Genomic DNA, 23,141 nt, shown 5'->3' on the forward strand with positions numbered 1-23,141 from the left:
CAGCAGCAGGTCGATCCGCTCGCGGGCGGTCAGCTTGCCCTTCGCGTGCTGGGCCTCGGTGGCCTTCTCGCTCGGACCACGCCGGACCTGCTCCCGGAGCTCGTGCAGCTCGGCCACCCGCCCGCGCGCGTCGGCCGGGATCGCGGGGATCTCTTCGCCGACCGGCGCATCGTGCAGAACCGTCATCTCGAACCACTCCAAGTGTGAGGGAACTGTCCCGGCAGGCGGCCTGCGTACGCGGCTGCTGCTCCGGCGAACACTTCTTCACCTACGACACTACGAGGGAGGGCCGCCGCCGCTCGGCGTCGATTCCGTACAAGGTCGGGCCCCAGAAGCTGTGCAGGGCGCACAGTGGGCCGCACTCCGGCGGCCGTTCGCGGGGGTGCGGCAGGGGCACCCGCGACGGCCGTCACAGGGGGTGGTCGGACCTTCGATCGTCCAGGTCAGGACGGGTGGCGGGGCAGGCACACGGACAGCACACCCCCGGCCCGCACGGCGGGCCGGGGTGTGCTGTTCCTGCGGCGCGCGGCCGCCGGCGGGCTTCCGGATGGTAGGGAAGCGCCAAATCGGGATCAGCCGCGCGGACCGTCGCCCGGCTCGTCCTTTCGGCGCAGTTCCTCCTCGCGCCGGCGAAGGTCGGACTCCCACTGCTTGAGCATGTCCTCGTGGCGCTCGTTGTCCTTCTTCAACGAGGCCAGGAACTCCGGGTTGTCGTCCGGGGCGACGAAGCGCGCGGCGGGCCGCTCGTACTCGGGGAAGCCCGCGGTGGGACCGGCGGGCCAGGCCGCGGCACGGCCGCGGGAGCGCGCGCGGTTGCGCCCCGCCACCAGCCAGGCGATCGACCCGACCAGCGGGAAGAGCAGCACGATGATCACCCAGGCGACCTTGGGGAGGTACCGCACGTCCTCCTCCGGCGTGGTCAGGCAGTCGATGAACGCCCACACCCACAGCGCGAGCACGAGCAGCGGCGGCAGAACTCTCAACACGGCGTCGGTCTCCCCCGGAACGGCGAACAGGGCCCCTCTTGGCGGGGCCAGGTTAGCCGGTGTCGGATACTGACAGGCATGGCATACGACGATCTCCGCTCCTTCCTCCGCGCCCTGGAGCGCGAGGGCGACCTCAAGCGGATCAAGACCGAAGTGGACCCGTACCTGGAGATCGGGGAGATCGTCGACCGGGTGCAGAAGGCCAAGGGCCCGGCCCTGCTCTTCGAGAACGTCAAGGGCGCCGCCATGCCGCTGGCGATGAACGTCTTCGGCACCGAGCGGCGGCTCGCCAAGGCGCTCGGCCTGAAGTCCCCCGACGACATCTCGGAGAAGATCGCCGGCCTGCTCCGGCCCGAGCTTCCGCAGGGCTTCACCGGCTTCCGGGACGCCTTCGGCAAGCTCGCCTCGATGGCCCACGTGCCGCCGAAGAACGTGAAGACCGGCGACGCGCCCGTGCACGAGGTCGTCGTCACCGGCGACGACGTCGACCTGGAGCAGCTGCCCGCCCTCTTCACCTGGCCGCTGGACGGCGGCTCCTTCTTCAACCTCGGCCTGACACACACCAAGGACCCCGACACCGGCGTCCGCAACCTCGGCCTCTACCGCCTGCAGCGGCACGACCGGCGCACCATCGGCATGCACTGGCAGATCCACAAGGACAGCCGCAACCACGCCGCCGTGGCCGCCAAGCGCGGCGAGCGGCTGCCGGTCGCGATCGCCTTCGGCTGCCCGCCCGCCGTCACCTACGCGGCGACCGCACCGCTGCCCGGCGACATCGACGAGTACCTCTTCGCCGGCTTCGTGCAGGGCGAGCGGGTGAAGATGGTCGACTGCAAGACCGTCCCGCTGCAGGTGCCCGCCGACGCCGAGGTGGTGCTGGAGGGCTGGCTGGAGCCCGGCGAGATGCTGCCCGAGGGCCCGTTCGGCGACCACACCGGCTTCTACACGCCGCAGGAGCCCTTCCCGGCGCTCACCATCGACTGCGTCACCATGCGCCGCCGCCCGCTGCTGCAGTCCATCGTGGTCGGCCGGCCGCCGACCGAGGACGGGCCGCTCGGCAAGTTCACCGAGCGCTTCTTCCTGCCGCTGTTGAAGATCATCATCCCGGACATCGTCGACTACGACCTGCCCGAGGCCGGCGGCTTCCACAACTGCGTGATCGTCTCGATCGACAAGAAGTACCCCAAGCACGCCCAGAAGGTCATGCACGCCATCTGGGGCGCCCACATGATGTCGCTCACCAAGCTGATCGTCGTGGTGGACGCCGACTGCGACGTGCACGACTACCAGGAGGTCGCCTGGCGGGCGCTCGGCAACGTCGACTACAGCCGCGACCTGACCGTCGTGGAGGGCCCGGTCGACCACCTCGACCACGCCTCCTACCAGCAGTTCTGGGGCGGCAAGGCCGGCATCGACGCCACCCGCAAGCTGCCCGAGGAGGGGTACACCCGCGACGGCGGCTGGCCCGAGATGGTGGCCTCCGACCCGGAGACCGCCGCCCTCGTCACCAAGCGCTGGAAGGAGTACGGACTGTGACCACGGCCGCCTTCGAGGTCCCGCCCGGCAAGGTCAAGGCCTTCCTGCGGCTGGTCATGATCGAGCACTCGGTGTTCGCGCTGCCCTTCGCGTACATCGCCGCGCTCTCCGCGATGTTCCTCGCCGACGGCCGGGTGCACTGGGGCGAGCTGTTCGTCGTCACCGTCTGCATGGTCGGCCTGCGGACCTTCGCGATGGCCGCCAACCGGATCATCGACCGCGAGATCGACGCCCGGAACCCGCGGACGGCCGGCCGCGAACTCGTCACCGGCGCGGTGTCGCTGCGCACCGCGTACATCGGCTCCGCCGTCGCCCTGATCGTCTTCCTCGGCGCCGCCGCCCTCCTCAACCCGCTCTGCCTGGCGCTCGCCCCGGTCGCCGTGGTGCCGATGGTCGTCTACCCGTACGGCAAGCGGTTCACCGACTTCCCGCACGCCATCCTCGGCCTCGCCCAGGCCGCCGGCCCGATCGGCGCCTGGCTGGCCGTCACCGGCACCTGGTCCTGGGACGCCGTGGTGCTCGGCCTCGCCGTGGGCGTCTGGATCGGCGGCTTCGACCTGATCTTCGGATGCCAGGACGTCGCCGCGGACCGGGCGGAGGGCGTCCGCTCGGTGCCGGCCCGCTTCGGGATCCCGGCCGCGCTGTACGGCGCCCGCGCCTGCCACGCCGTCACCGTCGGCCTGCTCGCCTGGTACGCCGTCCTCACCGACGCCGGCCCCGCCTTCTGGGTCGGCCTCGCGGTGGTCGTCGGCGCCTTCCTCTACGAGCACAGCATCGTCAAGCCCGGCGACCTCTCCCGGCTCAACCGGGCCTTCTTCACCACCAACGGCTTCGTCGGCATCTCGCTCTTCGCCTTCGCCCTGGTCGACCTCGTCCTCCGGGGCCTGACCGTCTGACAGTCGCACCCGGGCCCCTGCCGCTCCGCCGGACGGGCAGGGGCGTCCCGGGCGGTGGGCCGGGACACGCCGATCCCGCCGCCTGACGGACCGTCGGCCGCTGCCCGCGACCCGCGGGTGCGGCACCGCCGCAGGGCGGGAGCGCCGCCGCGCGCCGCGTGCTCCGGGCGCCGCGGGCGGGGCCGGGGGATCATGGAAGGACGGCAGAGCCGCCGCTACCCCGAGGAGTGGTCACCGATGATCGGCAAGCTGCAGTGCGTCGTCCTGGACTGCCACTACCCGGCGGGACTGGCCCACTTCTACGCGGCGGTGCTCGGCGGCGAGATCGACCGTCCCGACCCCCGCTGGTCGCTCGACGCCGAGTGGTCGACCGTGCACACCCCGGACGGCATGGTGCTGGGCTTCCAGCGGGTCGACGACTACCGCCCGCCGATGTGGCCGGACCCGGCCCACCCGCAGCAGCTGCACCTGGACATCGACGTCGAGGACCTCGACGCGGCGGAGGAGAAGGTGGTGGCGCTCGGCGCGGTGCGCAAGGCCGCCGAGTCCGGCTGGCGGGTGTACGTGGACCCGGCGGGCCACCCGTTCTGCCTGGTCGGCCCGGGCGGCGGCGCCGCGGCCTGACCCGGGCCGGTGCCGGGCCCGGCGGCTGCGGGTGATAGGAGTTCGTGCCACCTGCCGTCCGTCCCGGAGGGGCCCGCGTGCCGAAGGACCGATCCCCGCGCCGCCGTACCGCCGTGCTGGTCGTCGTGGCCGCGGCCGTGCTGTCCGTCGCGGTGGTGACCACCCGGGCCGAGGTCTTCGGACCGGACGACCGGACGGTCCCGGCAGCCGCGGCCCCGCCGGCGGCCGAGAGCCCGGCGGCCGGCACCGCTTCCGCCCCGCCACCGACCGCTGCCGCCAGCGGTGGCACGGGCGATCGATCGGTCTTCACCGGCCTCGCCTTCGACACCTGCACCGCACCCGCGCTGTCGGCGATGAGGGCCTGGCGCGGCACCTCGCCGTACGGCGCGGCGGCCGTCTACATCGGCGGCAGGAACCGCGGCTGCGCCCAGCCGCAGCTGACCCCCTCCTGGGTGGCCGCGGTGTCGGCCTCCGGCTGGCGGCTGATCCCGCTGTACGTCGGCGCGCAGCCGCCGTGCCGGGCGGGCGGCAGGGCGGAGAGACTCACCGCGGGGACGGCGGTGGGCCTCGGGGCCGAGGACGGGGCCGACGCCGTGGCCGCGGCCGGGGCGCTCGGGATGGAGCCCGGCAGCACCCTCTACCTGGACGTGGAGGCCTACGACGCCGCCGACACCGCGTGCGCGGCGGCCGTCCTGGCGTACACCCGGTCCTTCGACCGCGCGGTGACGTCCCGCGGCTACCGGCCGGGCTTCTACGGCTTCGCCGCCTCCGGCGCCGCGGTCATCGCCCAGGCGGGGGCGGACGGGACCCCGGACCTGCCGACGGCGCTCTGGTACGCGAAGTACGACGGCGCCGAGGACACCACGGCGAGCTTCCCGTTCGCGGCCGGCCTCTTCACCGGCCACCGCCGCGGCCACCAGTACCGGGTCGACCGGCGGGAGACCTACGGCGGCGTCACCCTGACCGTCGACCGCAACGCCTGGGACGCCCCGGTCGCGGTCGTCGGCTGAGGCGTGCCGCCCACGGCGTACGGCCGGGCTACCCGGCGGTGAGGACCAGCGGGTCGCCGACCCGCAGCCGGCCGGGGGCGGTCACCGTGGCCAGGGCGTCCAGCCGGTTGTCGTGGCCCCGGGCGACCGCGCGGAGGATCTCCGGTGCGTGCGGCAGCCCGGGCTGCGGCGCGCCGACCATCGCGCACCGCTCGCTCGCGCGGACGAAGGCCAGCCGGACGCCGTCGCCGAACCGGCCCTCGCGGCCGAACCAGCCGTCCTCGGTGAACGGCGGGCTGCCGGGCGGGGTGCGCAGCAGCACGTTGGGGCGGAAGCGCCGCTCGTCGACCACGGCGTCCGGGACCTCGGCGCGCACCCAGTCCAGGGTGGCGGTGGTGAGCACGGAGACGGGCAGCTGGTCGAAGTGCGAGACGGCGTCCTCGCGGGCCAGCGAGACGTCCTCGCGCTCCAGGTAGGCGCGGAGGAAGGCGTCCGGGTCCTCGACCGGGCTGCCGAGCGGGTCGAGCAGTTCCGGGCCGTCGATCCGGTGGCCGAGCCGGGAGGCGAGCCGCAGCAGACCGTCCATCCGCCGGAAGCGGCGGGTGTTCTTGCCGGAGCCGAACCTGCCGGAGCCGTCCCGCACCGCGTAGAGCCGGTCGCCGGCCAGGCCGCGCCCGTCCACCTCGACGGCGTCGAGGAGTTCGCCGCCGGTGGACTTCACCGGGTAGCGCCAGATGCGCTCCACGACACCGGAGATCTCTGCCATGGCGGGAGCCTATCCGGCCCTCCCGATCGTGGTCTAGACCTATTGGCGGACCGTCAGCCCACCCGCGCCACCGCCCGGACGGGCGCCCCGTCCGCCGCCGCCAGCCGCAGCGGGAACAGCGACACCTCCACCGGGGCACCCGCCTCCCGGGCCGCCAGCAGCGGGGTCAGGTCGGTCAGGTTCTCGGCGATCACCCCGCCGCCGGCCCGGCCCAGCAGCACCCGGTGCGCCGCCAGCGACGGCCCCTGGCCGGCCGGGTCGTGCTCGTCCGCCAGCTCCGCGAGCAGCGCCGCCACCGCCGGATCGGCCGGGCCCTGCTCCGGCGTCGGGTCCACCGACAGCGCGTCCACCCCGACGGTGCGCACCCCCGCCGCCACGATCGCCTCCGCGGCCTCCCGGGACAGGTACGGGTGCGCCAGGTACAGCTCGCTGCCCCAGTGCCGCGGCCAGCCGGTGGCCAGCAGCAGCACCGAGCCCGGCACGCACTCCGCCAGCGCGGGGGCGAGCCGATCCGCCGTCACCGCGCTCCGCGGGGCCAGCCCGCGCAGGTCCGCGACCACCGCCGGGCCGGTGAACAGCTCCAGCGGCAGCCCGTCCAGCGTCGGCCAGGTGACGTCCACGTGGTACGGGGCGTCGACGTGCGTGCCCGCCTGCGAACCCAGGTGCAGCGCCAGCACGTTGACCCCGGCGGTGTCGGTGGTGAGCGCGGGCCGCAGCTCCACCTCCGGGTCGCCCGGATAGACCGGCATGCCCGTGGTGAGCGGATGGGTGAGGTCGATCAGCGTCGGCGCCATGCCGTCCATCCTGCCCCGCCCGGCCCGCCCGGCGCAGCGCTCCCGGGCCACTGCCCCGTCCCCGCGGACCCACGGCCTAGGGTCGGACCATGAACGATTCGCAGGTGCGCAGGCCGTGGGTGGTCGGGGTGTCCGGCGCGTCCGGGACGCCGTACGCGGCGTCGGTGATCCGGGCGCTCCTCGCCGCCGGCGAGGCGGTCGACCTGGTGGTCTCCCGCGCCGCCCGGCTGACCATCCTGGACGAGACCGGCATCGCCTACCGGGACGCCCACTGGCGCGAGGACCTCGCCCGCTGGATCGGCACCGACGTCCTCGACGGCGTCCGCCACTGGTCGGCCGGGGACTTCGCGGCCGGACCGTCCTCCGGCTCCTACCCGGCCAAGGGCATGCTGGTCGTCCCGGCGACCACCGGCGCGGTCGCCGGCATCGCGCTCGGCCTCAGCAAGGACCTGCTCCAGCGGGCCGCCGCCGTCACCCTGAAGGAGCGCCGCCCGCTGGTGGTCTGCCTGCGCGAGACACCGCTCAATGGGGTGACGTTGAAGCACCTGGTCGAGCTGGACGCGCAGGGCGCGGTGGTGCTGCCCGCCTCCCCGGGCTTCTACGCGGGCGGCTCCACCGCCCGCGAGCTGGTCGACTTCGTGGCCGGCCGGGTGCTCGACGCGGTCGGCGTGCCGCACACGCTCTACCGTCGCTGGGAGGGCGAACTGGGCGCTGCGGCCAAGGCAGAGTGAGACCGTGCGGATCGGGAGAGTATGTTCATTGCGATATCCGGGTTGATCGGCGCACGCCGCCTTCGAATCCGGATAACGATCTCGGGTCCGGTGAGGTTCGGAAGGGCGCTGGCAGGTATATGGACACAGTGGACAGACAGCTCATCCAGGCACTGCGGGAGAACGGCCGCGCCTCGTACGCGGAGCTCGGCCGACTGGTCGGCCTGTCGGGTCCGAGCGTCACCGACCGCATCAACCGGCTGGAGCAGGCCGGGGTGATCACCGGCTACCGCGCCACCGTCAACCCGGCGTCGCTGGGCTTCGGGGTGACCGCCCTGATCGGCCTTCAGCTCACCGACGCCGCCGACCACGAGGACGTCGCCCACCGCCTCAAGGACCTCTCCGAGGTCGAGGACTGCTGGTTCATCGCCGGCGACGACTCGTACATGCTCAAGGTGCGCGTCCCGGACGTGGAGGGGCTGGAATCGGCCGTCAAGCGGATCTCCGGCACCAAGGGCGTGGCCCGCACCCGTACAACCGTCGTACTGTCCACCAAGTGGGAGAGCCGGGTCAGCGACCTGCCGCTGGGCTCCGGCGAGTGACCCCGCGGACGACGGAGGAGTGACACGATGACGCTGGTCGGACTGGAGGAGCTGCGCGCCGCGCAGCAGCGGATCGCCGGGGTGGCCGTACGCACCCCCCTGCTGCCCTGCCCGTGGGCGGCGGACGGCGAACGCCGGCTCTGGCTCAAGCCGGAGAGCCTCCAGCCGACCGGTGCGTTCAAGATCCGCGGCGCCTACAACCGGCTCGCCGCGCTCACCGACGAGGAGCGCGCCCGCGGCGTCGTCGCGCAGTCCAGCGGCAACCACGCCCAGGCGGTCGCCTACGCCGCCGGCCTGCTCGGCATCAAGGCCGTCATCGTGATGCCGGACACCTCCCCGGCGGTCAAGGTCGAGAACACCCGCGGCTTCGGCGCCGAGGTCGTGCTCGTCCCGCCGCACGAGCGCGACACCCTGCCCGCCGAACTGGTCGAGCAGCACGGCTACGTCTGGGTGCCCCCGTACGACGACCGCCACATCATCGCCGGCCAGGGCACCGTCGGCCTGGAGATCGCCGAGGACGCCCCCGACGAGCTGGACACCGTCCTGGTGCCGGTCAGCGGCGGCGGCCTGATCTCCGGCACCGCCGCCGCGCTCAAGCTAGCCTGCCCCGGCGTGCGGATCGTCGGCGTCGAGCCCGAACTCGCCGCCGACGCGCAGGCCAGCCTGCGGGCCGGCGAACACCTCGCGTGGCCGGTCGCCGACACCTACCGCACCGTCGCCGACGGGCTGCGCACCCCCTCGGTCGGCAAGCTGCCGTTCCAGCACCTGCAGGCGTACGTGGACGACATCGTCACCGTCACCGAGGACGAGATCCGCGACACGGTCGCCCTGCTGGCGCGCCGCGGCCGGCTGGTCGCCGAGCCGTCCGGCGCGGTCGCCCCCGCCGCCTGGTTCCACCGCGCCTCCGAGGTCGGCGGCCGGGTCGCCGCAGCCGTGGTCAGCGGCGGCAACCTCGACCCCGCCCTCCTCGGCGAGCTGCTCGCCCGCTAGGGGACTCTCCGCAACCACGTACGTGCGCCCCTGAAGTGCTCGCCGCCGCGCCGCGGGCTTCCCGCGCCCCTGTGGCCGGGCCCCGCATACCGAGGCGTAGGCTCGGTTCCGGCATTGTTTCGGCAGGTACGAGAGGCGGGGTCACCGCATGGACGCAGGGCTGAAGCGCGAGCTGGAGGCGAAGGTCTACGCGGGAGAGCGGCTGACCCGCGAGGACGGCATCGCGCTCTACGAGAGCGACGACCTGGCCTGGCTGGGCGGCCTCGCCCACCACGTGCGGACGCGGAAGAACGGCGACGTCGTCCACTTCAACGTCAACCGCCACCTCAACATGACCAACGTGTGCAGCGCCTCCTGCGCCTACTGCTCCTTCCAGCGCAAGCCGGGCGAGAAGGACGCGTACACCATGCGCATCGAGGAGGCCGTCCGCCTGGCCAAGGCCATGGAGGTCGAGTCCCTCACCGAGCTGCACATCGTCAACGGCCTGCACCCCACGCTGCCCTGGCGCTACTACCCGCGCTCGCTGCGCGAGCTGAAGGCCGCCCTGCCGAACGTCTCGCTGAAGGCCTTCACCGCCACCGAGATCCACTGGTTCGAGAAGATCAGCGGCCTGACGGCGAGCGAGATCCTCGACGAACTGATCGACGCCGGCCTGGAGTCGCTCACCGGCGGCGGCGCGGAGATCTTCGACTGGGAGGTCCGTCAGCACATCGTGGACCACGCCACCCATTGGGAGGACTGGTCGCGGATCCACCGCCTGGCGCACGAGAAGGGCCTCAAGACCCCGTGCACCATGCTGTACGGCCACATCGAGGAGCCCCGGCACCGGGTCGACCACGTGCTGCGGCTGCGCGAGCTGCAGGACGAGACCGGCGGCTTCCAGGTCTTCATCCCGCTGCGCTACCAGCACGACTTCCACGACTCCAAGGACGGCGTCGTCCGCAACCGGCTGATGGACCGCACCGAGATGGCCACCGGCGCCGAGGCGCTGAAGACCTTCGCGGTCTCCCGGCTGCTCTTCGACAACGTCCAGCACGTCAAGGTGTTCTGGGTGATGCACGGCGTCACCACCGCGCAGCTGGCGCTCAGCCACGGCGCCGACGACATGGACGGCTCGGTCGTCGAGTACAAGATCACCCACGACGCGGACAACTTCGGCACGCCGAACAAGCTGGGCCGTGACGACCTGCTCGAACTGATCCGTGACGCGGGCTTCCGCCCCGTCGAGCGGAACACCCGGTACGAGATCATCCGCGAGTACGAGGGCCCGGACCTGACCCGCCGGGAGACCCCGCAGGCCATGCGCCTCTGACGTCCCGCCAGCTGCCGCGGCCGGTTCCGCGCCGCCGCACCGGGGCCCGTCGGCACCAGGCCGACGGGCCCCGGCGCGTGTCCGGGCCCGTACGCCCCGGCCCCGGCAACACCCCTGCGGGGTTTGTCCGATCGGCGCAGCTTCGCCAACGCCGTCCCGCGGACCGCGTATGCTCACAGGCTCACCACACGCCCCGGGTTTCGTCCTGGCCCGGGACTTTGGGAGGATCGTCCCCATGTCCGGTTCCCATCGCAGCACCAGCCACCACCTCCCGGCCGACGTGCCGGGTCCCCGCGGCAGTGCGGACGGTCAGGCGCCACGGCCGCGCGGACACCGGCGGAAGGCCAAGCCGAAGCGCCGCGGCGGCAAGACCCTGATGGGCGGCACGGCCGTGCTGCTGGCCGCGGCCGCGGGCTGGTTCACCGTCGGGCAGGGCCGGGCGATCCCGTCGTTCACGAGTGCCGGGGCGCCCGAGCGTCCCGAGGCCGACACGACGCACGCCGACATCGCGCCGCTGTCGGCCGGCGGCCACACCCAGGACCCGGCGGCCGCGAACCGCTCCGACCGCACCGACGGCACCGTCGCGGTCATCCCCGGCCTCGGCGCGTCCTTCCTCGCCAAGATCCCGGCCGAGACGAAGCAGGTCGTGGTCGCCTCCGGCAAGGACAAGGACTCCGCGGACACCGTCGTCACGCTCTGGACGCGCACCCCCGACAACCGCTGGCGGCCCGGCCAGGCGTGGGCCGCGCACAACGGCTACAAGGGCTGGTCCGCGGAGAAGCGGGCCGGCGACCTGCACAGCCCGATCGGCGTCTTCGACCTCACCGACGCCGGCGGCCGCAAGGCCGACCCGGGCAGCAAGCTGCCGTACGACAAGGACGCGAACTTCGTGGTCGGCGGCAAGGGCTTCAACGGCGAGCCGCTGGCCGGCTCCTTCGACTACGTGGTGGCGATCAACTACAACCGGGTGGCCGGCCGCTCCCCGCTGGACACCGCGTCGCCCGAGGGCAAGGCGAAGGGCGGCGGCGTCTGGCTGCACGTCGACCACGGCGGCCCCACCCACGCCTGCGTCTCGCTGCCCGAGGCGAACATGATCGAGCTGATCCGGGCCCTCGACCCGGCCGCCCACCCCGTCATCGCGATGGGCGACGCCGCGGCACTGGCTACCTGACCCCTGTCGTTTGCGGGGATTTGTCACCCTTCTACAGCCAAACTCCCCGGATACTGTTCCGGTGCGTCACCGGGAGACTGGCCGGTAACCCGGTTGAGTTGATGTATGACCGCCTCCCGCATCGTGGCGCTCGGCCACTACCAGCCGCCCAAGGTCCTCACCAACGACGACCTGGCGAAGCTGGTCGACACCGACGACGAGTGGATCCGCTCCAGGGTGGGCATCCGCACCAGGCACATCGCGGTCGACGAGACCCTCGTCGACCTCGCCGCCGAGGCCGCGCAGAAGGCGCTCGCCGCGAGCGGGCGCCAGGCCCACGAGGTCGACCTCGTGGTGGTCGCCACCTGCACCGCGGTCGAGCGCAGCCCCAACACCGCCGCCGCGGTCGCCGCCCGGCTCGGCATCACCGCCCCGGCGGCGTACGACATCAACACCGTCTGCTCCGGCTTCTCCTACGCGCTGGCCACCGCGGACCACGCGCTGCGGGCCGGTGCCGCCACCCGCGCCCTGGTGATCGGCGCGGAGCGGATGTCCGACACCATCGACTGGACGGACCGGTCCACCTGCGTGATCTTCGGCGACGGCGCCGGTGCCGCAGTGGTGGAGGCCGTCCCCGACGAGCAGGCCGGCATCGGCCCGGTGGTGTGGGGCTCGGAGCCCGCGAAGGGCGACGCGGTGGTCATCACCGGCTGGGACCCGACCATCAGCCAGCAGGGCCAGGCGGTGTTCCGCTGGGCCACCACCCGGATCGCCCCGCTCGCCCGGGAGACCTGCCTCAAGGCCGGGCTGGACCCGTCGGAGCTCCGCGGCTTCGTCGCGCACCAGGCCAACCTGCGGATCATCGACGCCATCGCCGGCAAGCTCGGCGCGGCCCCGGACGCGGTGATCGCCCGCGACGTGGTGGACTCCGGCAACACCTCCGCCGCCTCGATCCCGCTCGCCCTCAGCAAGCTCGTGGAGCGCGGCGAACTGCGCTCGGGCGACCCGGTGCTGCTGTTCGGCTTCGGCGGCGGCCTGGCCTACGCCGGCCAGGTGGTGCGCTGCCCGTAGTGCGCCGGGCGCGCACCGGTACGTGGACACAGCAGTGGGGCGCCGGAATCCTCGGATTCCGGCGCCCCACTGCTGCTCGGGCACGTCACGGTGCGTCGGCGAACCTCCCCCGAGGACACGGCCGCCGCCCGCCACGCCCCGGACAGGAGGCCGGGGCGCACGTGCGAAGTGGACGGTGGTGGTACGGCGCTACTTGGGCGGCTTCTTGCCGGCGACGCCCATGTAGACCTGCAGGGCCAGGTTGGGCTTGAGGTCCTTCACCTTCACGCCCCAGGAGGTGAAGGCCTTCTGGTGCTCCGCCGCGGAGGCGAGCAGGGAGACGAGCGAGCCCGCCACGGCGGCCGGGTCGATCGTCTTGTCGGTCTTCCCCTGGTTCGTCCGGACGGCCTCGGTGAGCGGGGAGACCACCGAGTTGAGCACCTTCATCCGGATCTTGAAGAACCGTTTGTCCCCCTCGGCAGCACCGAGAGTGACCACTCGAAGAATGGCATCGTTCTTGCGCCAGAAGGCGAGGAAACCGTCCACCAGTTCTTCCGAAGTGGCGGCACCGGTCTTTCCCGCCCAGGACTTTCCTTCGACGAGCTCTTTGAGCCCGCCGCTGTCCTCGGCCATTTCCTCTGCGATCTCGAGGACGGCGCCCTCGACATCCGGGAAGTACTGGTAGAAGGTCGCGGGGGAGGTACCCGCCATACGGGCGACGTCGATGACCTTGACGTCCCGGTAAGGCGACGTGCTGAGCATCTCGCGGAGGCAGTCGAGCAGCTTCTGCCGCGTCTCCTGTCCGCGTCGCCCGGCGACGCGACCGTCGACGGTGCGAACTTGTCCTGTCATGCCGTCAGCTTACCGTGGCACGATCTTGGCGCGATTCGGTGATGCGACAATTAGGCCGCTCGTGGTGGTAATGGAGCGCCCGGACGGATATTCAGCGCTCCCGTTGTAGCCCCCCCGTGCACTGATGACCCCACAGCGTGACGGCCGGTCTGCTGAGGGGTGGTCGGATGACAGGCAGTGATCGCCGGGGCGGTCGGACGGACCCCTCGGAGGGCGCGTCCGGGCCCCGCGCGGTCGCGCCGGGTCGTTCCGGGGCGGCCCGGGGCGCCGCCGGGGCGCACGTCCGGAGCGGACGCGGCCCGTCCGGAACGGCCTGCCCGCGCGGCGCGGGCGGGGGAGATTGGCTCCCGGGGGGTGGGCATTGGAGAATCGGGTGCGCACCCCGGACGGGGGACGGCACAACGGGGAGGTGGCAGCTCAGTGGACCAGCTGACGGCGCACGATCCAAGGCGGATCGGGCCCTTCGAGGTGCTGGGACGGCTCGGCGCGGGCGGGATGGGGCTGGTCTACCTGGCACGCTCCGCATCGGGCCGGAGGGTCGCCATCAAGACCGTGCGCACCGAGCTGGCCGAGGACGACCTGTTCCGGGTCCGCTTCGCCCGCGAGATCGCCGCCGCCAAGACGGTCGGCGGCTTCTACACCGCCGCCGTGGTCGACGCGGACGCGGACGCCCGGGTGCCCTGGCTCGCCACCGCCTACGTCCCGGCGCCCTCGCTGGAGGACCTGGTCAACCACTGCGGTCCGCTGCCGGTGGACGCGGTGCGCTGGCTGGTCGCCGGCATCGCGGAGGCGCTCCAGTCGATCCACGCGGCCGGCCTCGTCCACCGCGACCTCAAGCCGTCCAACGTCCTGGTGGTCGAGGACGGCCCGCGGGTGATCGACTTCGGCATCGCGGCCGGCGTCTCGCACACCCGGCTCACCATGACCAACGTCGCGGTCGGCACCCCGGCGTACATGTCGCCCGAGCAGGCCCGCGACAGCCGCAGCGTCACCGGCGCCAGCGACGTCTTCTCGCTCGGCTCGCTGCTGGTGTTCTGCGCCACCGGGCACCCGCCGTACCGCGGCGCCAACCCGGTCGAGACGGTCTTCCAGCTGCTGCGCGAGCAGCCGGACCTCTCCGGGCTGCCGCTCGAACTGGTCGACCTCGTGCGGGCCTGCATGCGGCCCGCGTCGGAGCACCGGCCGACGCCCGCGCAGATCCAGGCCGAGCTCGCCCCGCACCTGTTCTCCCGGGACGACGCGCTCGGCGACGCCGGGGACTGGCTGCCCGACAGCGCCCTGCAGCTGATCGAGCAGAAGCGCGGACGCCGCGCGATCGCTCCGCCGGTCGCGCCCACGCCCGTGCAGCCGCCCGTGCCGCCGGTGCCGCCGCAGCCGTCCGCGCCCCCGGCCGACAGCCGGGGCAACGGCTCGCTCGGCGGCGAGGCCGCCACCGAGCGGATGGCGCCGGGCCGCCGCCGGGCCGGCCAGGAGGAGGTCCGGCTCTCCGGCGGGCCCGTCCGGATAGGGCCCGGCCCGCGGGCCGACCAGTCCGTGGCCGGGCAGTCCGCCGCCGGGCCGGTCGCGCCCGCGGCCACCGACTGGGTCCGCCGCGCGCCCGTCCCGGCGCCCGCGCCCGCACCGCGCTGGCGGCCCTGGCGGTTCCGGATGTCCAACGACGTCTGGGGCACCCCGGTGGTCGCCGACGGCACGCTCTTCGTCTCCAGTTTCGAGGTGCACGCGCTGGACATCGCGTCCGGCGAGCGCCGCTGGAAGACCCGCGACGTCGCCTGGGCGCTCGCGGTGGCCGACGGCCGGGTGCACGCCGCCGACGGGCCGCACCTGTACACCGTGGACGTCGCCGACGGCACCGAGCGCTGGCGCAGCTCCCTCGACGGCTGGGTCTACTCGCTGGACGCCGCCGACGGGGTGCTCTGCTGCGGCATCAGGGGCGGCGGCGTGCAGCTGCGTTCGGCCGCCAACGGCGCGGAGCTGTGGCGCGCCGACGACGCCCAGCAGGACTACGAGAACCCGCAGTCCGGGCCGGCCCTGGTCGGCGGCTCCGCCTACTACTACGGCGGTGGGCGGCTGCGCTGCGTGGACCCGCGCGGCGGCGGGCTGCGCTGGGCCTTCCCGGTCGGCGAGGACGTGCCCTCCCGCCCGGTCGAGCGCGGCGGTGTGCTGTACGTCACGGCGGGCCCCCGGGTGTACGCCCTGGACGCCGCCTCCGGCGCCGAGCGCTGGCGCTTCGACGCGCCCGTGGTGCTGTTCACCCCGCCCGCGCTGGACGCCGGCGCCGCGTACGTCGCCGACTACCTCGGCACGCTCTACGCCGTCGACCTCGCCACCGGGCGGGAGCACTGGCGCGGGCGGACGGGCAGCCGGCAGGGCGCCGAACCGGCCGTGGTGGCCGACGGCACGGTGCTGCTCGGCTCGGGGGAGACCCTGCACGCCTTCGACACCGCCACCGGGCGGGAGCGCTGGCGGTACGCCGCCCGCGGCGAGATCGTCGGCTCCCCGGCCGTCGCCGACGGCCTGGTGCACCTGGGCAGCCGGGACCACTCGCTGCACACCGTGGACCTCGCCACCGGCCGGCTGCGCTGGGAGCTCGGCACCAAGGGCGAGCTCACCGGCTCGCCGGTGGCCGTCGCCGGCCGGGTGTTCGCGGGCAGCAAGGACCGCTGCGTGTACGCGCTGGACTCCTACTACGGCACCGCGGTGCCGTAGTAGGAGCCGGGAGGAGGCCCCGCGCCCGGTGGGCCGGCGGGGCCGCGGGGTCAGCCCGTCACAGCCCGGGGTGGCGGGCCCGCCAGCCCGCCCAGGCGGACTCGATCATGTCGTCGACGCCGTACTGCGCCGACCAGTCCAGCTCCTTGTGGATCAGGTCGGCCGCGGCGACCACCCGGGCCGGGTCGCCCGCCCGGCGCGGGGTGACCTCGGGCTCCACCGCGAGGCCCGTGATCCGGGCGATCGCGTCCAGCATGCCGCGGACGGAGACGCCCTCGCCGCGGCCGATGTTCAGGGTCAGGCTCACCGGCTCGCCGGCCGCGTCCAGTCGGCGGACGGCGGCCAGGTGCGCGGCCGCCACGTCCTCGACGTGGATGTAGTCGCGGATGCAGGTGCCGTCCGGGGTCGGGTAGTCGTCGCCGAAGACCAGCGGCGGCAGGCCGTCGGTGAGCCGCTGGAAGACCATCGGCACCAGGTTGGTGACCCCGTCGTCGGCCAGCTCGGGCGAGGCCGCGCCGGCCACGTTGAAGTACCGCAGCGAGACGGTCGACAGCCCGTACGCCTGCGCCGCGGCCGCCAGCAGCCACTCGCCGACCAGCTTGGTCTCGCCGTACGGGTTGATCGGCGCGCACGGGGTCGACTCCGTCACCAGGTCGGCGTCCGGCATGCCGTAGACCGCGGCCGAGGAGGAGAACAGCACCTTGCGGACGCCGCCGGCGACGGCCGCCGCCAGGACGGTCCGCAGGCCCTCGACGTTCTCCCGGTAGTAGAGCAGAGGCTCCGCGACCGACTCGCCGACCTGCTTCTTGGCCGCGACGTGCAGCACCCCGGTGACGCCGTGCTCGCGCAGGGTCGTGTCCAGCAGCGCCCGGTCGAGCGTCGAGCCGACCACCAGGGGCACCCCGGCGGGCAGCCGGCCGGCCGAGCCGGAGCTGAGGTCGTCCAGGACGACCACCCGCTCACCGGCCCCGGCCAGCTGCCGCACGACGTGTCCCCCGATGTAGCCGGCGCCGCCCGTGATCAACCAAGTCATGCCCGAGATCCTATGCGGCACCCGTTCGAAACCGCGGTGACCGGCGGCCGGTGCGGGCCGGGCGTGTTCGAGTCGAGTTGTCCGACACCCCGATAAGTACGGTCCGGTACGATCGCAGGCGGTTATCGTCAGCGGGAGGAGCAGGTCGCGGGATGACCGCCAGCACTCCCGGCACGGCGCCCAGCACGTCACCCCAGGTCAGCGTCGTGGTGATCGTCTTCGACGACGCCGCGCACATCGCCGACGCGGTGCGCTCGGCGCTCGCCCAGGGGGACTCCGTCGCCGAGGTGATCGTGGTCGACGACGCCTCCACCGACGCCACGCCCGAACGCCTGAGCAGGCTCGCGGCCGCCGACCCGCGCGTGAGAGTGATCACGCGCACCGAGAACAGCGGCGGCTGCGGCACCCCCCGCAACCAGGGTCTCGCCGCGGCCCGCTCGCCGTACGTGATGCTGCTGGACAGCGACGACGTGCTCGCCCCCGACGCCGCCCGGGCGCTGCTGGAGACGGCCGTCGCCGAGCAGGCCGAGGTGGTCGCCGGGGTTTGCGTCCGGCGCGAGCTCCCGGCCGGCACCGACACCCCCTGGCAGCGCGACCTCTTCCCCGCCGTCGGCGCCCCGCCGCACCGCTACGAGGGCATCGGCGAGCGCCCCGAGTTCCTGCGCGACACCCTCTGCGTGAACAAGCTCTACCAGCGGGACTTCCTGGACAAGCACCAGGTGCGCTTCGCCGAGGGCCCGGTGCACTACGAGGACTTCGTCTTCACCGCCCGGCTGTACGCGGCCCGGCCGCGGCTGGTCGCGGTCGGCGACACCGTGTACCTCTGGCACGTCCGCCGGGAGGCCGGCCGCCAGTCGATCTCGCTCCGCCGCGACGAGGTCCGCAACTGGCAGGACCGGGTGGACGCGCACGCCGACGCGGTGCGGATCCTCGCCGAGGCCGGCGAGCCGGGCCTCGCGGACGCCGCCCGCACCAAGTTCATCGACCACGACCTGCGGATGTACGTCCGCGAGCTGCGGCAGAAGCCGGCCGCCTACCGGGCCGCCTGGTGGCGGATCGCCCGCACCCACCTGGCCGGATTCGGTCCCGCCCCGCTGCTCGGCGCCACCCCGGCCGGCCGCTGGCTGAGCGACCTGCTGCTCGCCCGCACCGAGCCGGTCGAGGGCGTCGAACTGGCCCGGGCCTGCGAGCTCGCCGCCGCCCCGCCGCGGCTCGCCCCGCCCTACCTCACGGACGACGACGGCGGGCCCGTCCTGGTCGAGGGGGTGCCGCTCACCGGCCTCGACGAGCTGCCCCCGGCCGGGCTGCCGCTGGCCGTCGACGGCACCGTCCGGCTCGGCCCGGTCTGCAGCGTCCGGCTGCGGCTGCACGACCCGTACGGGCTCGTCTCCGCCGCCCGCCCGGTCGACGCCCGGCTGGAACTGCGCACCCGGCTCGGCCCGCCGCTCACCGTCCGCCGCGCCCTGCGGCTGGCCCCGCACCCCGACGGCGGCTGGACGGCCGAGACCACCGTGGACGCCTTCGAGCTGCGCGACGTCGGCGAGATGACCGCCTGGTCGCTGCGGGTCGTGCTGGGCTTCGAGAACGGCGACCGCGCCGCCACCGCCGTCCGCGCCCCGGGCCTCGGCAAGCGGCAGACCGTCGCGTACCGGCCGCTGCTGCGCTTCGCCCTCGTCCAGGCGTACGGGACGACCAACGGCGAGCTCGGGATGCGGGTCGCCGACGGGGTGCGCGGCGGCTGGGAGGTCGTCCGGGCCCGGCTCCGCCGGGTGCTGGCCCGTCTCGGCTGAGGGCGAACGGCCCGCCCGGGCCGGGCGTGCGACGGCCGTCGGGGCGCCCGCGGGACGGGGCACTCCCCGCGCGGTGGGAGAATTCATCCCATTCCCATGATGTCGTGGCTCAATCGGCAGAGCCGCCGCGGCAGCGTCGGAGACCCTCAGCAGGCACCCCCAAGCACCACCCGACGACAAGGACCCCCGCTCCATGCCCTCCAGTCAGGCGCAGCCGCTGGTCAGCGTCATCGTGATCGTCTACAACGACGCCGCCCGGCTGCCCCGGGCGGTGGCCTCCGCCCTGGGGCAGTCGCTGCGCGGCCTGGAGGTGCTGATCGTCGACGACTGCTCGACCGACGACAGCTTCGCCGTGGCCCGGCGCCTGGAGCAGGAGAACCCGGGCCGGGTGCGGGCCCTCCAACTGCCCGAGAACAGCGGCGGCTGCGGCGCCCCGCGCAACCACGGCGTCGCCGAGGCCCGCGGCGAGTACGTGATGTTCCTGGACAGCGACGACGAGCTCGCCGAGCACGCCGCCCGCAACCTCTACGAGGCGGGCACCCGCACCGGCGCCGACCTGGTCTCCGGCCTGAGCGTGCGGCGCTTCCTCGGCAACCGGCACGGCAAGACCGACGCCTGGTACCCGTGGATCTACTCGCGCACCCGCACCCTGGAGTCGATCGCCGAGCTGCCCGACCTGCTGGTCTGGGACACCCTCTCGACCAACAAGGCCTACCGTCGGACCTTCCTCGCCGAGCACGCGCTGACCTTCCCGGTCGGCATCCTCTACGAGGACCTGCTCTTCTCCTCGCAGGCGTACCTCGCGGCCGAGCGGATCACCCTGATCCCCAACCGGGTCTACTGGTGGGACGTCGCCCCGCCGAGCAAGGGCGAGCGCTCGCTCTCCAACCGCCGCCACGAGATCCGCAACTTCACCGACCGGCTGGAGATCCACCGCCGGATCGACGCGATGCTCGCCGACCGCGGCATGGTCGAGCTGAAGTACCGCAAGGACGTGAAGTTCCTCAAGCACGACCTGGTGCTGCACCTGCGCGACCTGCCCTTCCTGCCGGAGGACTTCCGCAAGGAGTTCGCCGAGCACGCCCGCGGCTACCTCGCCGGGCTCGCCCCGGAGGCCTACGAGGAGGTCGGCAGCCCGCAGCGGATCTGCGCCTACCTGCTCGGGCAGGACGACTGGGACAACCTGCTGCCCGCCGTCGACACCCTGATCAACCGGGACAAGCTCGCCGCCCCGCTCGCCGAGCGGGACGGCCGGGTGTTCTTCTGCGCCGACCACCTCGACGACCCCGAGGGCCGCAAGGTGCTCGACGTCACGGCGCACGGCTACCACGCGTCCCCGCTGCGCAAGCTCTTCCTGCGCAACCGGCTCACCCACTACGCGGCCGGGCCGCAGGGCGTCGAGCTGGCCGGCCGGATCGTCAACCCGCTCGGCCGGATCCCGGCCGACGCCAAGCTCGTCGCCCGGCTGGAGTTCTCGCCGCGCCGCAAGGGCCTCAAGTCGTTCACCTTCCCCGTCGCCGAGGTCCGGCACGACGGCGACGGCATCGCCTGGCGCGCCACCGCCGACCTCGCCCGTCGGCTCCGCCCGATCGGCGTCCTGGACGCCGTCTGGGACGTCCGCTGCGTGCTGACCGCCAACGGCGAGCGCACCACCACCCGGCTCACCGTCGGCGACCTCGACCTCGCCGCGGCCGCCGCCCCCGCGGTCCGGCCCCGGCTGACCCGCCTCGCCGGCGACCGGCTCGCCCCGCACGCCACCGCCCGCGGCCACCTCGCCTTCGAGATCGCCGCGGAGGGCGCCGCCGCCCGCCGGGGCACCGACCTCGTCGAGCGGGCCCTGCGCGGCGAGGCCTCGGCGCTCGCCAACACCGCCGCCGACCGGGCCCGGCGCACCGCCCGCGGCGCGCTGCAGCTCAAGCGGACCCTCAACAGCGGCGACACCAAGCTGAAGGTCTACCACCGGCTGCTGCAGCGGCTGCCCGTCGTCAAGGGCCAGGTGGTCTTCGAGAGCCAGCAGGGCCGGCAGTTCAGCGACAGCCCGCGCGCGGTCTACGAGGAGCTGGTGCGCCGCGGCGCGCCGATGAAGCCGGTGTGGTCGTACGCGAAGTCGACCGAGGGCTTCCCGTCCGGTGCCGCCCTGGTGCGCCGCTGGTCCTGGAACTACCTGCGGGCCCTGGCACAGGCCGAGTTCTGGGTCGACAACCAGGGCTACCCGTACCGGTTGCGCAAGCGCCCGGAGACCACCTACATCCAGACCTGGCACGGCTCGGCGCTCAAGAAGATGGGCTTCGACCTGGCCTCGCTGAAGCGGCAGACGCCCGCCCAGCAGGCCGAGTACCTGGCCGGGCTGAACCGCTTCGACCACTTCGTCGTCCGCTCCGAGCACGACGTGCGCACCCTCGCGCCGGCGTACCGGATCGGCGAGGACCGGCTGCTGCGGGTCGGCTACCCGCGCAACGACGTGCTGCTGCGCGAGGACGCGCGCAAGGACCTCCAGCTCGCCGGCGAGCTCGGCATCGACCTGTCCAAGCCGGTGGTGCTGTACGCGCCGACCTTCCGGGCGGACGCCCGCGGCCGGGTGCGCGCCTTCGAGCTGCCCTTCGACGTCGAGGAGTTCGCCGAGCGGTTCGGCGACCGGATGACCCTGCTGGTGCGCTGCCACTACCTGAACCGGGTGGTGCTGCCGCCGTCCGTCCGCGGCCGGGTGGTCGACGTCTCCGAGGTCCAGGACGTCACCCCGCTGTACCTGCTGGCGGACGCGCTGGTCACCGACTACTCCTCCGTGATGTTCGACTACGCGCTGCTCGACCGGCCGATGCTGTTCTTCGCGTACGACTGGGAGGAGTACGCCGAGGACGTCCGCGGCACCTACTTCGACCTGCTGCGCGAGGCGCCCGGCCCGGTGCTGCGCGACCAGGGCGAGCTGTACGCGGCCCTGGACGACCTGGAGGCCACCGGCAAGGAGTACGCCGACCGGCGGCGGGAGTTCGCCGCGGCGTACGGCGAGCACGACCGGGGCGACGCAGCGGCCAGGATCGCCGACCTGATGTTCGGTCCGGCCCCGGCGGCCGCACCGACCGGGCGGGACGAGCAGGACCAGCAGGAGCGGGAGGCCGGCCGGTGAGCCGTGACATCTTCATCGTCAGCAACAGCGTCGACGAACTGGGCGGCGTCGCCAGCTGGTCGCACCGGATGGCCGAGCTGCTGAGCGGCCGGGGCCACCGGGTCGAACTGATCGGCATCTGCCCCGCGGTGCTGCACAAGGACTTCGGCGACGACCTGCCGTACGGGATGACCACCCTGCACGACGGCCAGCCGCCCGCGGCCTGGACGCCCACCTACCCCTGGCAGCGGCTGGACGTCGCGGCCCGCCGGCGGCAGTCCGCCCGCGAGGCCGGGATGCGCGGGGCCGCCGAGCGGATGAACGCGATGTTCCGGGCCGCCCGGCCGGGCGCCGTGGTGATCGTCACCCAGGTCTGGGCGATGGAGTGGGTGGCGCTCGCCGACCTCAAGGGCCTCCAGGTCATCGGCATGAGCCACGAGTCCTTCGAGACCTGCCGGGCCTCCTCCCGCTTCGGCCGGGTGCAGCGCCACTACGCCGACGTCGACCGTCTGGTGGTGCTCACCGACGAGGACGCGGACGCCTGGATCCGGCAGGGCATGAACTCGACCTGCGGCATCCCCAACCCGCTGCCCTTCCCGGTGCCGGAGGCCACGGCCCCCGCCGGCCGCACGGTGGTCTCGATCGGCCGGCTCGCCCAGGAGAAGGGCGTCGACCTGCTGCTGGAGACCTGGGCCGAGGCCGTCCTGGGCCGCGAGGGCTGGCGGCTGGAGATCTACGGCCTGGGCGAGGAGGAGGAGGCGCTGCGCGCGCAGTGCACCGCGCTCGGCCTGGACGACTCGGTCGAGTTCCGCGGGCGGACGGACGACGTGCCCGGCGCGCTCTCCGGCGCCGGGATCTTCGCGCTCTCCTCGCGCGGCGAGGGCTTCCCGATCTCGCTCATGGAGGCGATGGCCTGCGGCGTGCCCTGCGTGGCCTTCGACTGCGCGCCGGGCGTCCACGAGATCGTCCGGGACGGCGAGGACGGCCTGCTGGCCCCGGTCGGCAACACCTCCGCGCTGGCCCGCCAGCTCGGCCGGCTGATGGACGACGAGGAGCTGCGCGAGGCCATGGGGGCCCGGGCCCGGGAGGCGATCGTGCGCTACGCGCCGGAGCGGGTGCTCGACCGCTGGGAGGAGCTGTTCGCCCTGCTGGAGGCATGAGCTCCGGCAGGTGAGGCGTCCTCGGGCGCGCCGCGGCGACGATTCGGACATACAGCTGAAATGCTGACAAAGCAAGGCTGTCCGCCGCGCCT

General features: G+C 73.7%; 19 protein-coding genes and 1 pseudogene. 14 read left to right on the forward strand and 6 right to left on the reverse strand.

Translation table 11 applies throughout. From position 1 onward, the window contains the following. A pseudogene (locus tag IE98_RS43625) lies at positions 1 to 186 on the reverse strand (methylmalonyl-CoA carboxyltransferase); the annotation flags it as partial. Positions 187 to 572: 386 nt separating this feature from the next. After that, positions 573 to 986 (reverse strand): PLD nuclease N-terminal domain-containing protein, encoded by a 414-nt coding sequence (locus tag IE98_RS0135780; RefSeq protein WP_030276072.1) that lies wholly within the window; start codon positions 984 to 986, stop codon positions 573 to 575. A 78-nt stretch (positions 987 to 1,064) separates the two neighbouring features. Here IE98_RS0135780 and IE98_RS0135785 point away from each other — a divergent pair, with 78 nt between their 5' ends. From IE98_RS0135785 to IE98_RS0135800, 4 genes are all read left to right on the forward strand, one after another. Further along, positions 1,065 to 2,522: a menaquinone biosynthesis decarboxylase gene (locus tag IE98_RS0135785; RefSeq protein WP_030276073.1), complete on the forward strand. Its 1,458-nt coding sequence runs from the start codon at positions 1,065 to 1,067 to the stop codon at positions 2,520 to 2,522. After that, entirely contained in the window at positions 2,519 to 3,418 is a 900-nt protein-coding gene (gene mqnP, locus IE98_RS0135790) for a menaquinone biosynthesis prenyltransferase MqnP (protein WP_030276074.1), read from the forward strand. Before IE98_RS0135785 ends, mqnP begins: the two co-directional genes overlap by 4 nt. Positions 3,419 to 3,655: 237 nt before the next feature. Further along, complete coding sequence (locus tag IE98_RS0135795; RefSeq protein ID WP_030276075.1) at positions 3,656 to 4,042, forward strand: VOC family protein; 387 nt, start codon at positions 3,656 to 3,658, stop codon at positions 4,040 to 4,042. Positions 4,043 to 4,119: 77 nt separating this feature from the next. Then, positions 4,120 to 5,052, forward strand: a complete 933-nt coding sequence (locus IE98_RS0135800) for a glycoside hydrolase domain-containing protein (protein WP_234443805.1) — start codon at positions 4,120 to 4,122, stop codon at positions 5,050 to 5,052. Positions 5,053 to 5,080: 28 nt separating this feature from the next. Here the strand turns inward: IE98_RS0135800 and IE98_RS0135805 are convergent, their stop codons facing one another. Together IE98_RS0135805 and IE98_RS0135810 are read right to left on the reverse strand one after the other, a co-directional pair. Next, a complete protein-coding gene (locus IE98_RS0135805) occupies positions 5,081 to 5,797 on the reverse strand; it encodes an MOSC domain-containing protein (RefSeq protein ID WP_030276077.1) in 717 nt (238 codons plus the stop codon). Between the two features lie 53 nt (positions 5,798 to 5,850). Beyond that, a complete protein-coding gene (locus tag IE98_RS0135810; RefSeq protein WP_030276079.1) occupies positions 5,851 to 6,591 on the reverse strand; it encodes a cyclase family protein in 741 nt (246 codons plus the stop codon). Positions 6,592 to 6,680: 89 nt separating this feature from the next. Here IE98_RS0135810 and IE98_RS0135815 point away from each other — a divergent pair, with 89 nt between their 5' ends. From IE98_RS0135815 to IE98_RS0135840, 6 genes are all read left to right on the forward strand, one after another. After that, positions 6,681 to 7,322 carry a UbiX family flavin prenyltransferase gene (locus tag IE98_RS0135815; RefSeq protein ID WP_030276080.1) on the forward strand — a complete coding sequence of 214 codons (642 nt, stop codon included), beginning with the start codon at positions 6,681 to 6,683 and terminating at the stop codon, positions 7,320 to 7,322. Between the two features lie 119 nt (positions 7,323 to 7,441). Next, the gene (locus tag IE98_RS0135820; protein ID WP_030276081.1) at positions 7,442 to 7,903 is read left to right on the forward strand and encodes an Lrp/AsnC family transcriptional regulator; all 462 of its coding nucleotides are present in this window, start codon (positions 7,442 to 7,444) and stop codon (positions 7,901 to 7,903) included. Between the two features lie 27 nt (positions 7,904 to 7,930). Then, complete coding sequence (locus tag IE98_RS0135825; protein ID WP_030276083.1) at positions 7,931 to 8,893, forward strand: threonine ammonia-lyase; 963 nt, start codon at positions 7,931 to 7,933, stop codon at positions 8,891 to 8,893. Positions 8,894 to 9,041: 148 nt separating this feature from the next. Then, entirely contained in the window at positions 9,042 to 10,205 is a 1,164-nt protein-coding gene (mqnE, locus tag IE98_RS0135830; protein WP_030276085.1) for an aminofutalosine synthase MqnE, read from the forward strand. Between the two features lie 235 nt (positions 10,206 to 10,440). Further along, positions 10,441 to 11,376, forward strand: a complete 936-nt coding sequence (locus tag IE98_RS0135835; RefSeq protein WP_030276087.1) for a hypothetical protein — start codon at positions 10,441 to 10,443, stop codon at positions 11,374 to 11,376. 105 nt (positions 11,377 to 11,481) lie between these two features. Next, complete coding sequence (locus tag IE98_RS0135840; RefSeq protein WP_030276089.1) at positions 11,482 to 12,426, forward strand: beta-ketoacyl-ACP synthase III; 945 nt, start codon at positions 11,482 to 11,484, stop codon at positions 12,424 to 12,426. A gap of 189 nt (positions 12,427 to 12,615) precedes the next feature. Here IE98_RS0135840 and IE98_RS0135845 read toward each other — a convergent pair whose 3' ends face one another. Beyond that, on the reverse strand, positions 12,616 to 13,257 hold the full coding sequence (locus IE98_RS0135845; RefSeq protein ID WP_030276091.1) for a TetR family transcriptional regulator: 642 nt from the start codon (positions 13,255 to 13,257) through the stop codon (positions 12,616 to 12,618). A 420-nt stretch (positions 13,258 to 13,677) separates the two neighbouring features. Here IE98_RS0135845 and IE98_RS0135850 point away from each other — a divergent pair, with 420 nt between their 5' ends. Beyond that, a complete protein-coding gene (locus IE98_RS0135850; protein WP_030276093.1) occupies positions 13,678 to 15,963 on the forward strand; it encodes a serine/threonine-protein kinase in 2,286 nt (761 codons plus the stop codon). A 58-nt stretch (positions 15,964 to 16,021) separates the two neighbouring features. On the opposite strand, the gene galE is transcribed toward IE98_RS0135850, so the two are convergent. Further along, positions 16,022 to 16,996, reverse strand: a complete 975-nt coding sequence (gene galE, locus IE98_RS0135855) for a UDP-glucose 4-epimerase GalE (protein WP_030276095.1) — start codon at positions 16,994 to 16,996, stop codon at positions 16,022 to 16,024. Positions 16,997 to 17,148: 152 nt separating this feature from the next. Between galE and IE98_RS0135860 the strand changes: the two genes are divergently transcribed. The 3 genes from IE98_RS0135860 to IE98_RS0135870 all read left to right on the forward strand — a co-directional run bounded on the left by IE98_RS0135860 (position 17,149) and on the right by IE98_RS0135870 (position 23,049). Then, positions 17,149 to 18,786, forward strand: coding sequence for a glycosyltransferase family 2 protein (locus IE98_RS0135860; protein ID WP_030276097.1), 1,638 nt, complete (start codon positions 17,149 to 17,151; stop codon positions 18,784 to 18,786). Between the two features lie 193 nt (positions 18,787 to 18,979). Further along, positions 18,980 to 21,910 carry a bifunctional glycosyltransferase/CDP-glycerol:glycerophosphate glycerophosphotransferase gene (locus IE98_RS0135865; protein WP_063749067.1) on the forward strand — a complete coding sequence of 977 codons (2,931 nt, stop codon included), beginning with the start codon at positions 18,980 to 18,982 and terminating at the stop codon, positions 21,908 to 21,910. Beyond that, positions 21,907 to 23,049 carry a glycosyltransferase gene (locus tag IE98_RS0135870; RefSeq protein ID WP_030276099.1) on the forward strand — a complete coding sequence of 381 codons (1,143 nt, stop codon included), beginning with the start codon at positions 21,907 to 21,909 and terminating at the stop codon, positions 23,047 to 23,049. Before IE98_RS0135865 ends, IE98_RS0135870 begins: the two co-directional genes overlap by 4 nt. Positions 23,050 to 23,141 lie beyond the last annotated feature (92 nt).

This window comes from Streptomyces sp. NRRL B-24484, assembly GCF_000717715.1.
Taxonomy (GTDB): domain Bacteria; phylum Actinomycetota; class Actinomycetes; order Streptomycetales; family Streptomycetaceae; genus Kitasatospora.

Bases quoted from the DNA above. Each gene is read 5' to 3' on its own strand.
- IE98_RS0135785 (WP_030276073.1), top strand. From the start codon at position 1,065: ATGGCATACGACGATCTCCGCTCCTTCCTCCGCGCCCTGGAGCGCGAG.
- IE98_RS0135795 (WP_030276075.1), top strand. From the start codon at position 3,656: ATGATCGGCAAGCTGCAGTGCGTCGTCCTGGACTGCCACTACCCGGCG.
- IE98_RS0135805 (WP_030276077.1), bottom strand. From the start codon at position 5,797: ATGGCAGAGATCTCCGGTGTCGTGGAGCGCATCTGGCGCTACCCGGTG.
- IE98_RS0135810 (WP_030276079.1), bottom strand. From the start codon at position 6,591: ATGGCGCCGACGCTGATCGACCTCACCCATCCGCTCACCACGGGCATG.
- IE98_RS0135815 (WP_030276080.1), top strand. From the start codon at position 6,681: ATGAACGATTCGCAGGTGCGCAGGCCGTGGGTGGTCGGGGTGTCCGGC.
- IE98_RS0135820 (WP_030276081.1), top strand. From the start codon at position 7,442: ATGGACACAGTGGACAGACAGCTCATCCAGGCACTGCGGGAGAACGGC.
- IE98_RS0135825 (WP_030276083.1), top strand. From the start codon at position 7,931: ATGACGCTGGTCGGACTGGAGGAGCTGCGCGCCGCGCAGCAGCGGATC.
- mqnE (WP_030276085.1), top strand. From the start codon at position 9,042: ATGGACGCAGGGCTGAAGCGCGAGCTGGAGGCGAAGGTCTACGCGGGA.
- IE98_RS0135835 (WP_030276087.1), top strand. From the start codon at position 10,441: ATGTCCGGTTCCCATCGCAGCACCAGCCACCACCTCCCGGCCGACGTG.
- IE98_RS0135840 (WP_030276089.1), top strand. From the start codon at position 11,482: ATGACCGCCTCCCGCATCGTGGCGCTCGGCCACTACCAGCCGCCCAAG.
- IE98_RS0135845 (WP_030276091.1), bottom strand. From the start codon at position 13,257: ATGACAGGACAAGTTCGCACCGTCGACGGTCGCGTCGCCGGGCGACGC.
- galE (WP_030276095.1), bottom strand. From the start codon at position 16,996: ATGACTTGGTTGATCACGGGCGGCGCCGGCTACATCGGGGGACACGTC.
- IE98_RS0135860 (WP_030276097.1), top strand. From the start codon at position 17,149: ATGACCGCCAGCACTCCCGGCACGGCGCCCAGCACGTCACCCCAGGTC.
- IE98_RS0135865 (WP_063749067.1), top strand. From the start codon at position 18,980: ATGCCCTCCAGTCAGGCGCAGCCGCTGGTCAGCGTCATCGTGATCGTC.